This window comes from uncultured Chitinophaga sp. (assembly GCF_937874145.1).
In the GTDB taxonomy this organism is placed as follows: Bacteria; Bacteroidota; Bacteroidia; order Chitinophagales; family Chitinophagaceae; genus Chitinophaga.
Window position 1 is genome coordinate 1 of record NZ_CALNBI010000449.1, and the last position, 13829, is coordinate 13829.

Genomic DNA, 13829 nt, shown 5'->3' on the forward strand with positions numbered 1-13829 from the left:
GGTTCCCATGTTGAGTACGGACCTGATCGAAAACGCTTTCAAACATGGCATCAGCCTCCGCAACAGGTCGTGGATCGTAGTGTCCATGTCCTGCGATGCGCAACATATTTACTTCGATGCCTACAACAGCATCCACCCGCGGCCGGAAAACGATCCGGAAAGAAACAGCCTCGGCATAGGGCTCAATAACGTCCGCCGCCGCCTCCAGCTGCTGTATCCCGGCCGCCATGAGCTCTCCATCCGCCAGACCGCCACCGAATTTTTTGTCCATCTAACGATTACATCAGATAAACTACCGTAGCAGCATGACCGGAACCACGCATCAACCTGCCGAAAGCACACCCATTCATAGCTCGCCGCCCGACGGATGGAGCCGCTTCCTCTGGTGGCTCGCCGCCGCCGACCCTGAAGTGCTCGCCGAATGCAAATCCGACCGGGAAAGATACCGCATCATCGGCCTGGCCGTACTCGTCACCGCCCTTTTCGCCACCCTGGCCTGGGGGTATTTCTTCTCCACCGTCGTGAAAGACGATCTCCTCATCGGCGGACTGGCGCTCTTCTTCGGGTTCGCCGTGCTCTGCATCGACAGGAGCCTCATCGCCGCCATGCAGCGCAACGGCAAGCCGCAGGTGCTGCCCGTGGCCTTCCGCCTTATCCTGGCGATTACCATCGGGTTGTTTATCTCCCAGCCGGTGGTGCTGATGCTGTTCCAGAAAGACGTGCAGGCGCAGATGGTAGTGGACCGCCAGAAGAAGATGGAGGAATACCGCAAGCAACAAACCGCCTATAACGCCGAACGCACTACCCGGTTGCGCAACCAGCTGGCGGGATATGATAAAGCCCTGGCCGGCCGCGAAAAGCAGGTGCAGGATTACAAAGACGCATACATCCGCGAAACCGACGGCACCGGTGGCTCCGGCCGCATCGGGGAGTACGCCGTGGCAAAGGTGAAGCGGAACGAATACCTGAAAGCGGAGGAGGAACTGCGCCAGCTGCGCTCCGAAACCGCCACCCTCCGCGAAGGCCCCCTGCAGGAGCTGGCGGTGATCCAGGCGGAAGACAGCACCCGCGAAGCCGCGTACCGCGCTACGCTGACCGACGGCTTCCTGGCCCAGATCGAAGCCCTCAACACGCTCACCGAAGAGCGCCCGCCCTTGCAACAGCGCTACCGGCTAATCGTATTCATCATCACCCTCATCGAAATCATGCCCCTGCTCACCAAGCTCATGATGCCCAAAGGCGAATACGACGCGCGCCTGGCGGCCATGACGGCGGCGAGCGTCAGCCAGTCGGAGCTGGCAGCGAAGGAGCAGCGAGCGCTGCAGGCGCATTACCACGAAGGGGCAGGCGCAGCGGACAAAGAAGTAATGGACCATATTTTCGGGTTAACGGCCAACGCGCGCAGGCGCGAGTCGGAGAAGCTGGTGGAGGAATGGGAGCAGGCCGACGGGCGCAGCTTCCGCAAGCTCTGGGCTTCCGCGCGCAGGTTGCTGTTACTCCATAAGGCATGAAATTGTAAATTGTGCTTATGAAAATGACCGCCATCGCGATCGACGACGAGCCCGTAGCACTCTCTGTGATTGCCGCGCATGCGGAGAAGGTGCCTTTCATGGAATTGAAGCGCACCTTCACCAATGCGTTCGAAGCCATGGATTACCTGCGGCGCGAAAAGATTGATTTACTGTTCCTCGATATCAAAATGCCCGATATCTCCGGGCTCGATTTCCTGTCGGGCCTCCACGAGCCGCCGATGACCATCTTCACCACCGCGTATTCCGAACATGCGGTGCAGAGCTTCGAGCTGGATGCGATCGATTACCTCCTGAAACCCTTTTCCCTGGCGCGTTTCCTGAAGGCATGCAACAAGGCGCACAGCCTCATGGTGCTGAAGCAGGACCGGCCGCAGGCGGCTCCGCAGGCCCAGGATTACATCTTCATCAAAAGCGGGTACGAGCAATTGAAGATCGCTTTCCAGGATATTTTATTCGTGGAAAGCGCGGGGAACTATGTGCAATTCGTGCTGGGCGACCGCAAGGTGCTAAGCCGCCTTTCCATGCAGGAAGCGCTGGACCTGCTGCCCGCGGGCCAGTTCACCCGTGTGCACCGGTCGTATATCGTGGCCAATGCGCGGGTTGACCGGATCGACCGGAACAGCGTGTACGTGGGCGATGCCGAAATACCCATCGGGGCGGCATTTGCGGAAGCGGTCGGGAAAATCAGCGGGGAAGGGGGGTGAAAAGTACGGGCGCGCCGTAGCAACGCCCGTTTCAGATGGTGTATCCGGTGGCAATTACCACGCTATAAAGATATATTATAACATCTCATAAATTATAAAAAAATTGGGTGAGGTTCGGGGGGATTTGCGCCGTATATTTGGGACGAGACATAAAAAATCATCTGACCTTATGAGAAAAATATTTTTCCTGTTTGCCGCCGCGCTGCTGGCTGGCGGAGGGGCGCAGGCCCAGGACAAGATCGCATCCGCTGCTCCCGGTGTTTCTTATGGCAAAAGCATTGACGCACAAGGCGCTGTAGCGCTGTCGGACCTCGAAAAGAAGATCGGCGAATCCACTTCCTACAACGGCAAGATCGAAGGGAAAGTAGTGGAAGTGTGCAAGAAGAAAGGTTGCTTCATGAAGCTGGAGCGCAGCAACGGCGAGGCGGTAATGGTGAAGTTCACCGATTACGGGTTTTTCATGCCGCAGAATATCGTGGGTAAAACCGTAGTGGTGGAAGGAAAAGCCAATGTGACCGAAACTTCGGTGGAAAGGCTGCGCCATTACGCGGAAGATGCCGGCAAGAGCAAAGAAGAGATCGAAAAGATAAAAACCCCGAAGAAGGATATCGTGATCGTGGCAGACGGGGTTGTGGTGGTAAAGTAATTTCCGCTCGCGCGGACATGCAGGGCGCTCCCGGCCGGGAGCGCTTTTTTTATGCCGCCGCGCCCCGGTTACAGGGTCATGAACGAGCGGATCTCCCAGATCAGCACGGCTTTGTTGACCTTCTCGATGGGGTGTTTGGTATCCGGTAGCACCACCATGGAGCCATTGGGCAGGTTGCGGAAGATGCCCAGCGTTTCCTCGATGCTCACCATATGGTCGCGGTCGCCCACCATGAGGCGGACGGGCGCTTCCACCGCGGCAACGGTTTCGGGGGTGAGGAGGGGGCGCTGGCCCAGGGCTTCCATGAGGCCCACGGTGGCGGGCAGCAGCGGTTCCCAGGCAGCGGGGCCGTGGAATTCGGCCAGCTGGCTCACGAAGGCCGGGGCTTTATCGCGCAGGAAACCGGCGTTGAGCTGCCGGGCTTCTTTGGCGGCAACGTCGGGCGTCCAGTCGAATTTGGTGCCCAGCGTGAGGATGCGGGAAATGCTATCGGGCGCCTGGGTGGCGGCCTGCATGGCGATGTATCCGCCCATGCTGAAACCGAAGATGGCGGCAGGGGCAAGGTCGTGTTGCCGGATATAACCGATCAGCTGCTCCGTGAAACCTTCGATGCGGAGCGGGGAATCCGGCAAGGGCGTACCGCCGTGACCGTGGAGGTTGAACCGGTGAACATCGTACTGATCCTCCAAAATAGCGGCGATGCCGTCGAAGTGCCGGGCAGCGCCCAGTGCGCCGTGAAGCAGGATGAGGGCAGGTTTCATGTAGAAGCGGGGTTTGAGAAAAAAATGGTTGCGAATCAGCGAATTTAACTATATTTATGTAAATCTGAATCTGTCGTACGGAACGTATTGATTATCGTCTCTTCACATAAACCTATTTTCCATTTAAAACGCATTGTCCTCGGAAAACCCTACAGGAGCAGAAGGAATGTGAGTTATCATGGATAATAGCCGCAGCGTCAGCGCTGCGGTTTTTTATCGCCCGCCGGCGTCTCCCCATCTTACTATAAACTCAACCAATTTGTCCTCACCGGAACTTCATCAAACGTTACATATTTGGAAATATTACGGGTAAATCCTGCTGTCAGGAACTGTAAATGCATGTCAGTTACCGACACCTGGCATGTAAAGTTTTTCAGGATTAGCTAAGCCAGTGAGCAGTTCACAACAAGGTGGAAGTCGCCGGCAAAAGCATGTAAACTGCAAACAGGATTTACTTGAACCTTGTACACCAATCTCTGTTATCTGTATTTTCAAGCAACAGGTGTAAACTTATACCTGGACGGCGCCCTGGTAAGTGCTTAGTAGGGATACAGTAGGGATACCGTACTGGAACCGTACTAACATGGCCATTTTGAGGACACGAAAATATCCCCCAGGTCTGCCGGAATGCGGCAATCCTGGGGGAACCATATTTCAGGAGGAAGGCTTCGGCCTTCCATTCGATTGCGGAAAGAAAACAGTTTACGCGCTGATCTGCTGCCCGAACTGGAGCAGGTACCCGTTATTGTCGTAAATGCCGAATTCGCGCATGCCGTAGTCGAAATTCTGTACGGGGAAGCATACTTCCGCGCGGTCTTTCACCTTTTCCCATAATTCATCGATGCCATCCATGTGAATGTAAATGGCGCCGGTAAAAACGGGCTCTTCGAAAGGCGTGGAAATACCGAACGGGAATTTCGCCTGCGGGTGTACCAGTTGCATGGTCACCTTGTCTTTTTGAATCGATGCGAATTTCCATTGTTCATCCAGCGTCTTGCAGGTGAAATCCAATACGGAAACGTAAAAATCTACCGTCTCCTGGAGCGACGGTGTAGCCAGTGTAGGAATGGGTGCCAGCAGTTCCATAAGTTTCAGTGTTCAGTTGTTTGGGTGATGTGTGTGCGACAGTTGTATTAGTCTTGTTTCGATTTAGCTTTTCAGACTCTCGTTATAAATTTATCGAATTATTCTTTAACGCGATAGTTGTTCACGTTAAATTTATGCACATCGTTTTATCCTATATTTGCCCGGAAGCAAAATTGTGTTAGGGTATGCAGGCGCTGTTATCACTGCTGAAACAACATTTCGGTTATACGCAATTCCGTCATAATCAGCAGGCTATCATCGAGCATGTGCTGAATGGCGGGGATGCGATGGTTTTAATGCCCACGGGCGGCGGCAAATCTATTTGCTACCAGCTCCCCGCCCTGGCCATGGAAGGCGTCACCATCGTGGTGTCGCCGCTCATCGCTTTGATGAAGGACCAGGTGGACGCACTGCGCCAAAACGGCATTACCGCCGCTTTCCTCAATTCCACCCAATCCATGGCCGAACAGCAGACTGTGATGCAGATGCTGCAACAAGGTCATGTGAAACTGCTGTACCTCGCTCCCGAACGCCTGATCGGGGAAGCCAACTTCATGCAATGGCTCGCCGGGCAGAAGGTCTCCCTTTTCGCCATCGACGAAGCGCACTGCATCAGCCACTGGGGCCACGATTTCCGGCAGGAATACCTTGCCCTGGGCCAGCTGAAGGACAAATTTCCCGATGTGCCGGTGATCGCGCTCACGGCTACCGCCGATGCCATCACCAAGCAGGATATCCTCGAAAAGCTACGGCTGCGCAACCCCGCCGTATTCGAAAACTCCTTCAACCGTCCGAATATCCATTACAGCATCCGTCCGAAAAAAGATTATTACCAGCAGCTGGTCGATTACCTCCGCCAGCGGCCAGACGATAGCGGCATTATTTATTGCCTTTCCCGCTCCGCCACCGAATCCCTCGCGGAAGACCTGCAGCGGGAGGGCTTCTCCGCTTCCGCCTACCACGCCGGCCTCGAAAGATCGGTACGTGAAGAACGCCAGGAACGCTTCCTGCGCGATGACGTCCGCATCATGGTCGCCACCATCGCCTTCGGCATGGGGATCAATAAAAGCAACGTCCGGTTCGTCGTGCATGCGGACCTGCCCAAGAATATCGAAGGCTATTACCAGGAAACCGGCCGCGCCGGCCGCGACGGGCTGCCTTCCGAAGCCATTCTCTTTTATGGGGCGGGGGATGTGTTTAAATTGAAACGCTTCGCCAGCGTGGAAGGCAACGAAGAACAATCCGCCGTGATGCTCCGCAAGCTGGAGCAGATGGCCGGCCTCTGCGAAACCATCACCTGCCGCCGCCAGTATCTTTTGCGCTATTTCGGTGAAGATGCGCCCGATGCCTGCGGCAATTGCGACATCTGCCAGGGCCAGTACGAAAAAGCCGACGGCACCGTTGCCGCGCAGAAGCTCCTCAGCGCCGTCTACCGGCTCCAGGAGCGGTTCGGGCTGAATTACGTAGTGGATTTCCTGCGGGGAAGCGCCGGCGTGCGCGATGCCCACCAGGAAATCAAGACCTACGGCATCGGTAAAGACATCGGGAAAGACCAATGGAAACAGTACGCCCGCGAGCTCATGCAACTCGGGTTCCTGGAGCAGTCGGCCGGGGAATACCCTGTGCTGAAGCTTACCGATACCAGCTGGACGGTCCTCAAGGGCGAAGTGCAGGTGCAGCTCACCGCACCCGCCGCTGCTTCGGCCACCACCGCCACATCCGGCTCCGGCCGCAATACCGGCGATATCCCGCAACCCCTGCTGCTGGCGGAACTGAAGCAGCTGCGCAAAAGCCTCGCGGAGAAGGAGCGGGTGCCGCCTTACATCATTTTCTCCGACGCCACCCTGGCGGAACTCTGTACCTGGCTCCCCCAGAGCCTGGGCGACCTCACCCGCATATCGGGCTTCGGGGAAGTGAAGCTCGCCAAATACGGGGAACCTTTCCTGGAGGTGATGCAATCGTATTGCGCGCGGCATGGCCTGCAGAGCCAGGTGCATCTCAAAGCCGGCAAAACGGCGAAGCCCCGCAAACCCAAACCCGAAACCGGCAACAGCCAGCGCGCCAGCCTGCAGTTTTTCCAGGATGGCCTGGCCATTGAAGAGATCGCCGCCCGCCGGGGGCTCGCCGTGTCCACCATCGAAAGCCACCTGGCCGATTTTATCCGCAAAGGCGAGCTCGACATCCGGGAAGTGGTGCCCGACGGCAACCGCCTCGCCTGGATCCTCCGGGCTATCGAAAACGCCGGCGGGCAAGGGCTCACCCAAATGAAGGAACAGCTCGGCAACGAAGTCGGCTACGGGGAGATACGCGCCGTGCTCAACTACTACTTCTGGCTCCAGGAACAGGCTTAAGCCCGTCAGGCTGTTTGTTTTACTGTTATTTTTTGCTTAAATTGTTTGATACTTCCACGTTCACGCAGTTCAACGTGTAGTCCTTACTGTTTCATTACTCAAATCTTTTCAACAATGTCATCATCCACGAATCGCAGACATTTTCTACGCCAGCTCGGCATGTTCACCGCCGGCGTATCGCTGGGACCCGCATTCCTTTCCGCCTGCAATAACGCGGGAACGGCAGGCAACGCCGACTCCGCCATGGCCGACAGCACCGGTGGCGCCGGAGCGGCGAAAGACCTGTTCTTCAAAATCTCCCTGGCCGAATGGTCGTTCCACAACGCCATCTGGTCCGGTAAAATGACCAATCTCGACTTCGCCGAGAAAGCGAAGAAAGATTATGGTATTACCGGGGTGGAATATGTGAACCAGTTCTTCAAAGACAAAGCCAAGGACAAGAATTACCTGGCCGACATGAAGAAACGGGCCGACGATAACGGTGTTACCAGCGTACTGATCATGTGCGACGGGGAAGGTGAACTGGGCGACCTGGATCCGAAGAAGCGCACCACGGCAGTGGAGAACCATTACAAATGGGTGGAAGCCGCGCAGTTCCTCGGATGCCATTCCATCCGCGTGAATGCGGCCGGCCATGGCAGCGAAGAAGAAGTGAAGAAAGCAGCGATCGACGGGCTTGGCCGCCTGACCGATTTTGCGAAAGATTTCAATATCGGCGTGATCGTGGAAAACCACGGCGGGTTTTCCTCCAACGGCATCTGGCTGAGCGATGTGATGAAAGGCGTGAACAAGCCCGGTTGCGGCACCCTGCCCGACTTCGGCAACTTCTGCATCAAGCGCACCGAGCCCACGGCCCAAACGGCCGAAGCATGGGCTGCCACCAAATGCCTCGAGGAATATGACCGTTACAAAGGCGTGACGGAACTGATGCCTTTCGCCAAAGGCGTAAGTGCCAAAACACATGATTTTGATGCCAATGGCAACGAAACAGCGACCGATTACCGGAAAATGCTGCAAATTGTGAAAGATGCAGGATACACCGGCTTTATCGGCATCGAATACGAAGGGTCGAAAGACGCGGAAGACGTAGGCGTGCGCAAAACGCTCGAGCTGCTGAAACGCGTGGGCATGGAACTGAGCTGATAAACAATTGGCCCCGCCCTTTGTTTTGTTTAGAAGCGGAATAAAAATTGTCGCGATATGATAACAAAACCTGGACACAATATGACGACGCTGGCAGACGTAATGGAAGTGCTGAAAGAAAGGGGCGTAGACCACGAACTGCGCCTCATGGAAGACGGGAACCTCCTCGATTCCGACTCCGGCCGGACGTTCAGCCCCGAAGGGGTGAAGATCATCCGTACCTACCGGTTCGAGGGAGAATCCAACCCGGACGATTCCGCTGTGCTGTACCTCCTGGAAAACAACGACGGGATCCAGGGGTACATCATCAACGCTTATGGCGCTTACAGCGATTACGACGGCGATATGTTCGATAATTTCATCCGCAACCTGCCGGTGGAAGAGCGCGAGTGGTAACACTCCGGGCCTGAAAAATACAGAAGGGTGACGAAAGCTCCCGCTTTGCGCCACCCTTTTCTATTTGCCCCATCCGGAGCATTTTTCCAGAGGATATGGGGTTTGACTTGTTTAAAACTTGATCACGACTTTGTCGCGGGTAATGCGGTAGGTAAAGCCGATGCTGTCCTGCAGGGCGTCGAGCATTTCGTGTAAGGTTTCCTTGCTGAACTCACCGGAGATATTTCGGGAGGGATCGCTTCGTTTGCCTTTCACTTCCATTTCCACACCATACCAGTCTTCCATCTTCTTTAACGCTGCAGGCAGCGGCGTATTGTGGAACACCAGCCGGTTATTCAAACAATCGCGCTGTTCTTCCAGCTCGAAAGTTTCCTTTTCCATCAGGTCGATCATTTTATTGGCGAGCACGCTCTGGCCAGCCAGGAGGTCTTCCGGCTGGTTGTCGGAAGGGGAGTGGTAAGATTTCCGGACGTGGGCGGAACCGCTCAGCACGTAGCAAAACGCGCCCTGCTGCGATTCGAGGCTGTGCAGGCGGAAGGTGGCGCCGGGGGTGACTGTCTTGAGTTTGTCAGTCCAAACCGTGAGCTTCGGCCCTTCGGGCACCGAAAAGAATGCTTCCCCGTCGAGCACCAGTTCGCGGCGGCCGGGATAGCCTTCGGGCATGTACAGGCGGGAGCGGGAATTGAGGATGACAAGCGTGCTGTCCGGCAGGCGGACGGCCTTTCTTTCCCCGTAGCGGCTCTGGTACATGGTGTAACGGATGCCGGGCTGCAACATGGCGGAACTGCGCTGGTGGCGGCCGGCGAGGTAATATAAAACGCCGCCCACTATCAGCATGACAAGGATCAGCGCAAGGGCGGTAGGTTGCCAGTTGCGCCGCTTTTTCATATACAGTGGAAAACGTGGCCGTCTGTTTTGCTTGATGCGTGCACTCATGGTTGGGAATAAAAAGATTTGTTGTAAGTCCCGGCTACAATATAATAAAAAATCGGCTCAACCGCTTACTGGTTCTATCTGTTGTATGTCAGAAAAAAATCATAAGAAAAATCAGATTTTTTTAGACAGTATGGTTCCCCTTAACTTTGCGGGCCATGGAACAACAGCTACCCTTATCGTTTGAGAATACAGCCATTGCCTTCGAGCATATGTCGGATAAAGAACTGAAGAGAGCGAACTTTCTGTTCAGCAATATCGGCAAGCCCTGGCTGGTTAAATTCGGCGCCTTTGCCACGCCGCTCGCATTCAAACTCCGCCTTCCCGTTAAAGGCATCATCAAAGCCACCATTTTCAATCATTTCTGCGGTGGCGAATCCCTGGAAGAAGCCGTCCGCGCAGCCGAAGCCCTGGGCCGTTATGGCGTGGGCGTAGCGCTCGATTACGGGGTGGAAGCCCTGGAAGGGGAAGATAATTACGATAAAGCAGTGCCCGAGTTCCTCCGCGCCATCCAGTTCGCCACCGGCAAACCCTACATCCCGTTCCTGCCCATCAAGGTAACCGGCTTCGCCAGGTTCGGGCTATTGGAGAAAATCCATGCCAACCAGGCCCTCAGCCCCGAAGAACAGGCGGAATTCGGCCGCGTCCGCGAACGCATCCGTACCATCTGCGCGGCGGCCGCCAAAGCCAAAATCGCCGTGCTGGTAGATGCCGAGGAATCCTGGGTGCAACAGCCGGTAGACGATCTCACCGATGAGATGATGAGCCTTTTCAACAAAGACAACGTATTCGTTTATAATACTTTCCAACTGTACCGCCACGATCGCCTGGATTATCTCAAAAAATCCTACGACCTCGCCAAAGCCAACGGCTACCTCCTCGGCGCCAAACTCGTGCGCGGCGCTTACATGGAAAAAGAACGTAAAAGAGCGGAAGAATATAATTACGATTCCCCCATCCAGCCCAATAAATCCTCGGCCGACGAAGATTACAACGACGCACTGCACTTCTGCCTCGACCGCCTGGATTCCCTGGCCGTGTTCATCGGCACCCACAATGAAGACAGCTGCATGCTCGCCGCCCGCCTGATGGACGAGAAGAATATTCCGCACAACAGCCCCCGTGTCAGCTTCTCCCAGCTGTACGGCATGAGCGATAACATTACTTTCAACCTGGCCCACGCCGGCTACCGTGTTTCCAAATACCTGCCCTACGGCCCCGTGAAGGACGTAATGCCTTACCTGATCCGCCGCGCGCAGGAAAATACTTCCATCGCCGGACAAATGGGCCGGGAGTTAGGGTTGATCCGTAAAGAAATGAAACGCAGGGGGATATAAATATTTTGGCGTGAAAAAACAGCCGCTTCCACCGGGAGCGGCTGTTTTATTCCGGGCGGGCCTGTAACATTCCCGAGATATGGTACGTCTTACACATATCTAACCGCTTTTAACAGCGGCGTTAACGGAAACCATCTTATTCTTTTGCCATGTAAAAGAATAGCGGGCGCCTCTTCCAGGGGCGCCCGCTCCTTTTCCTGGGTGCTCCCAGCATCAGCTTCCTTCCGTGAGCGGGATGGGGAACATGGTCCATACTTTATCACCCGGCCGGGGATTGGGCAGCTGGTTCAGGCGGTTGTACCGCCGCATATCGATCCAGCGGTGGCCTTCGCCGAACAGGGAATAGCGCCGGTGGTACAGCATTTCGTTGAGCAATGCGGCCTGTGTGACAGCGCCGGCGTAGGGCGTCATGTTATGATCCACCCGCAGCCGGTTGATGGCCACGATGCCGTCGGGGATCTGGTTCAGCTGGATCTTCGCTTCGGCATATATCAGGATCAGTTCTTCGTTCCGTATAATATACACCGGCGATTCGTTGTTGAAATGGATCCAGACGTCGCGGGTGCCGGTCAGGCCTTCCTGGGTAATGGGAATGTCGCGCAGAGTGGCTTTGGCAAGGCGGTCGTCGCCCGGGACAATGTCCGTGGAAAAGCTTGGGTAAGCCAGCCGGAACTCCCCTGAATTGGTATTCTGCGGCAGGAAAAGCGGGTTGAGCTGGTCGCCCGACTTATTGCTGAATGAATGGAAGTACCCCGTTTCGAAGGGACCGTTGAGGTTGAAGAACGACTCGTTCAACGCAGTAAGCGCCGCCGCCCATTGTTGCCGGTAAATCGCCACCCGCGCGGCTATGGCCCGGTTGAACTTGATGAGGTCCGCGGCATTGGTGGCGCCGATCGTCACCGGGAAGGCTATTTCCGCGCCGGTCAGTTCTGTTTTGCCCGCATCGAGCAGGGCGGCAATGTCCGACAGCGCATCGGCGTAATTGCGGAAAGGGCCAATGTTGTTCGGGTCTTTCACGTCCGTCCGGATACCGTTGGTGTACGTCATGTTCAGGTTCAGCAGCAGCTGGTAGGCCATGATGGTTTTGGTGTAACCGGTATAACCTTTCTTCTGCACATCCGAAATGTAATTGGCATTGGCCACGGCGTCGTGGATGATATTGCCCTGCCGCACCACGCGGTAACGCGCGGCCCAGGGGTTGGTGATGTAGAACGTGTTGTTGTCGAGGGTACCGTCGCCCATGAGCTCGCCTACATACCGGGGCTCCGAGGCGGAGAAGCGGTAAATCTCCCGGCCGATCACGCCAATGGCGTCGTAATACGTGGCCAGGCTCTGGCGGGTGCCGGATTCGAGCCCCACCATGAGGTTGTCGAGTTTGACTTTGGTACCGTTACGGATCGCGTCGTCCACGATCGGGCTGTTGAGGTTGGGGATTTCTCCCTTCTGGCAGGCAGCCAGGAAAAGGAGCGCGCCCAGGCATATGATAAGGTGCTTTTTCATGATCAAGATTTTCGGATGAAACAATCAGAACGTTACGGCGAAATGGAAGGTCGCGCGCTTCGATGCCGGGTAAGGCATTACTTCCACACCGCTCGACAAACCGTTGCTGCCGCGCGAAGTGGCCGTGGAAAGCGTGTTGGAACCGAAGTTGGAGGATTCCGGGTCGTAACTGTTGTATTTCGTCCAGGTGATCCAGTTGTTCAAAGACGCGCCGATATTGATGCCGGTGATGTATTTGTTCCGCGGCACGGGCACCTGGTAGTACAACCCGATCTCGCGGACCCTCACATAAGAAGCGTCCTGCACGAAACCGGCTGCCTCACCCTTGCCGAAGGCGGTGTTGCGGTCGATGCCGTCTTTGATCCCGTTCCCGTTTTTATCATCGTCGTAATCCGCCGATGTTTTGTTCAGGTCGTTCAGCAGCTGGCTGAGGTTGATGTTATCCCCGCCTTTCTTCCAATGCAGCATGAACCGGAAGCTGAAATTCCTGAGGAAATTGATTTCGTTGATGGTGCTCAGCTGGAAATCGGGTTCCGAATTCCCCAGCACCCCGATGCCCGGCGTTTCGCCGAGGGTGCCGATGATCTGGGTGGCCGACTTTCCTTCTTCGATATAGAAATTACCCAGCGAGTTGCCGAACGCGCCCATGGGGAAAGGAGGGATCAGCAGCTCGGTGATCTTGGATTTGTTCTTCCAGAAATTGATGTGCGTGTTCCACCTGAAATTCTTTTTGTTGATGGGCAGCGCGCTGATGCCGATCTCGATGCCCTGGTTGCGGAGGTCGCCCGCATTCAGCCACTGTGCCGTGAAGCCCGTGGAAGGCTGCAGGTTCCGGCGGATGAGGAGGTCGTAAATTTTCTTGATGTAATACGTGGCCTCCAGTGTGAGGCGCCCGTTCAGGAAACTCACGTCTACCCCTGTTTCGAATTCGGTCTGTTTTTCCTGCTTGATGTCGGGGTTGCCGAGCTGATTGTCGACCAGCACCCCGCCATTCCCGCCGATATTGTTCGGCAGCGCCGCCAGGAACCGCGCACCATAAGGCGCTACGTTGCCCGACTGACCGTACGCCGCACGGAGCTTGAGGCTGTTGATCAGCTGCATCTTCCAGAACGGCATTTTGGCGATGTTCCAGGAAAACGATCCCTTGGGCAGCACGAAATACTTTTTCCAGTCGCCGTTGTTGGTCGACCGGTCGAACCGGACCCCTGCGCCCAGGGTGATCGCGTCCATGATCAGCACTTCTTCCTGCAGGAAAATCCCATTGTCGCGGTACTTGGTCCTGAATTGCTGCAGCGCGGCATTGGCGGCCATATCCACGTTGGTTTGCAGCGGCGTGGTGTTGGTGGCCGTGGCCAGGATCATGTCGAGGTAATTGGTTTCCAGCGTGGCGCCCAGCGAAGTCGTGAAGTTGAGGTGCTTGTTGGGGACAAACTGGTTCAC

12 protein-coding genes and 1 pseudogene are annotated in these 13829 nt (G+C 55.8%); 8 read left to right on the plus strand and 5 right to left on the minus strand.

Annotation, left to right across the window (positions count from 1 at the left end):
- The 4 genes and pseudogenes from Q0510_RS21425 to Q0510_RS21440 form a co-directional block, all read left to right on the plus strand.
- A pseudogene (locus Q0510_RS21425) lies at positions 1 to 301 on the plus strand (histidine kinase); the annotation flags it as partial.
- 4 nt (positions 302 to 305) lie between these two features.
- Positions 306 to 1511 carry a DUF4407 domain-containing protein gene (locus tag Q0510_RS21430; RefSeq protein WP_298716170.1) on the plus strand — a complete coding sequence of 402 codons (1206 nt, stop codon included), beginning with the start codon at positions 306 to 308 and terminating at the stop codon, positions 1509 to 1511.
- Positions 1512 to 1528: 17 nt separating this feature from the next.
- Positions 1529 to 2236, plus strand: coding sequence for a LytTR family DNA-binding domain-containing protein (locus Q0510_RS21435; protein WP_298716171.1), 708 nt, complete (start codon positions 1529 to 1531; stop codon positions 2234 to 2236).
- 169 nt (positions 2237 to 2405) lie between these two features.
- Positions 2406 to 2882 (plus strand): DUF4920 domain-containing protein, encoded by a 477-nt coding sequence (locus Q0510_RS21440; RefSeq protein ID WP_298716172.1) that lies wholly within the window; start codon positions 2406 to 2408, stop codon positions 2880 to 2882.
- Between the two features lie 68 nt (positions 2883 to 2950).
- On the opposite strand, the gene Q0510_RS21445 is transcribed toward Q0510_RS21440, so the two are convergent.
- On the minus strand, positions 2951 to 3643 hold the full coding sequence (locus Q0510_RS21445; RefSeq protein ID WP_298716173.1) for an alpha/beta fold hydrolase: 693 nt from the start codon (positions 3641 to 3643) through the stop codon (positions 2951 to 2953).
- A gap of 702 nt (positions 3644 to 4345) precedes the next feature.
- Positions 4346 to 4729 (minus strand): VOC family protein, encoded by a 384-nt coding sequence (locus tag Q0510_RS21450; RefSeq protein WP_298716174.1) that lies wholly within the window; start codon positions 4727 to 4729, stop codon positions 4346 to 4348.
- A 185-nt stretch (positions 4730 to 4914) separates the two neighbouring features.
- On the opposite strand from Q0510_RS21450, the gene recQ reads away from it, so the two are divergent.
- The 3 genes from recQ (at position 4915) to Q0510_RS21465 (ending at position 8619) form a co-directional block, all read left to right on the plus strand.
- Positions 4915 to 7080 (plus strand): DNA helicase RecQ, encoded by a 2166-nt coding sequence (recQ, locus tag Q0510_RS21455; RefSeq protein WP_298716176.1) that lies wholly within the window; start codon positions 4915 to 4917, stop codon positions 7078 to 7080.
- Between the two features lie 114 nt (positions 7081 to 7194).
- Positions 7195 to 8223, plus strand: coding sequence for a sugar phosphate isomerase/epimerase (locus Q0510_RS21460; RefSeq protein WP_298716178.1), 1029 nt, complete (start codon positions 7195 to 7197; stop codon positions 8221 to 8223).
- 57 nt (positions 8224 to 8280) lie between these two features.
- Positions 8281 to 8619, plus strand: a complete 339-nt coding sequence (locus tag Q0510_RS21465) for a hypothetical protein (RefSeq protein ID WP_298716180.1) — start codon at positions 8281 to 8283, stop codon at positions 8617 to 8619.
- 111 nt (positions 8620 to 8730) lie between these two features.
- Here the strand turns inward: Q0510_RS21465 and Q0510_RS21470 are convergent, their stop codons facing one another.
- Positions 8731 to 9507 carry a FecR family protein gene (locus tag Q0510_RS21470; RefSeq protein WP_298716186.1) on the minus strand — a complete coding sequence of 259 codons (777 nt, stop codon included), beginning with the start codon at positions 9505 to 9507 and terminating at the stop codon, positions 8731 to 8733.
- 203 nt (positions 9508 to 9710) lie between these two features.
- Here Q0510_RS21470 and Q0510_RS21475 point away from each other — a divergent pair, with 203 nt between their 5' ends.
- On the plus strand, positions 9711 to 10889 hold the full coding sequence (locus Q0510_RS21475; RefSeq protein WP_298716189.1) for a proline dehydrogenase family protein: 1179 nt from the start codon (positions 9711 to 9713) through the stop codon (positions 10887 to 10889).
- Between the two features lie 213 nt (positions 10890 to 11102).
- Here Q0510_RS21475 and Q0510_RS21480 read toward each other — a convergent pair whose 3' ends face one another.
- Both Q0510_RS21480 and Q0510_RS21485 read right to left on the minus strand, forming a co-directional pair.
- Complete coding sequence (locus Q0510_RS21480) at positions 11103 to 12389, minus strand: RagB/SusD family nutrient uptake outer membrane protein (protein ID WP_298716192.1); 1287 nt, start codon at positions 12387 to 12389, stop codon at positions 11103 to 11105.
- Between the two features lie 24 nt (positions 12390 to 12413).
- The coding region (locus tag Q0510_RS21485; protein ID WP_298716195.1) for a TonB-dependent receptor at positions 12414 to 13829 on the minus strand (1416 nt) is incomplete at its 5' end.

Bases quoted from the DNA above. Each gene is read 5' to 3' on its own strand.
- Q0510_RS21440 (WP_298716172.1), top strand. From the start codon at position 2,406: ATGAGAAAAATATTTTTCCTGTTTGCCGCCGCGCTGCTGGCTGGCGGA.
- Q0510_RS21435 (WP_298716171.1), top strand. From the start codon at position 1,529: ATGAAAATGACCGCCATCGCGATCGACGACGAGCCCGTAGCACTCTCT.
- Q0510_RS21460 (WP_298716178.1), top strand. From the start codon at position 7,195: ATGTCATCATCCACGAATCGCAGACATTTTCTACGCCAGCTCGGCATG.
- Q0510_RS21450 (WP_298716174.1), bottom strand. From the start codon at position 4,729: ATGGAACTGCTGGCACCCATTCCTACACTGGCTACACCGTCGCTCCAG.
- Q0510_RS21480 (WP_298716192.1), bottom strand. From the start codon at position 12,389: ATGAAAAAGCACCTTATCATATGCCTGGGCGCGCTCCTTTTCCTGGCT.
- Q0510_RS21475 (WP_298716189.1), top strand. From the start codon at position 9,711: ATGGAACAACAGCTACCCTTATCGTTTGAGAATACAGCCATTGCCTTC.
- Q0510_RS21430 (WP_298716170.1), top strand. From the start codon at position 306: ATGACCGGAACCACGCATCAACCTGCCGAAAGCACACCCATTCATAGC.
- Q0510_RS21470 (WP_298716186.1), bottom strand. From the start codon at position 9,507: ATGAAAAAGCGGCGCAACTGGCAACCTACCGCCCTTGCGCTGATCCTT.
- Q0510_RS21465 (WP_298716180.1), top strand. From the start codon at position 8,281: ATGATAACAAAACCTGGACACAATATGACGACGCTGGCAGACGTAATG.
- recQ (WP_298716176.1), top strand. From the start codon at position 4,915: ATGCAGGCGCTGTTATCACTGCTGAAACAACATTTCGGTTATACGCAA.
- Q0510_RS21445 (WP_298716173.1), bottom strand. From the start codon at position 3,643: ATGAAACCTGCCCTCATCCTGCTTCACGGCGCACTGGGCGCTGCCCGG.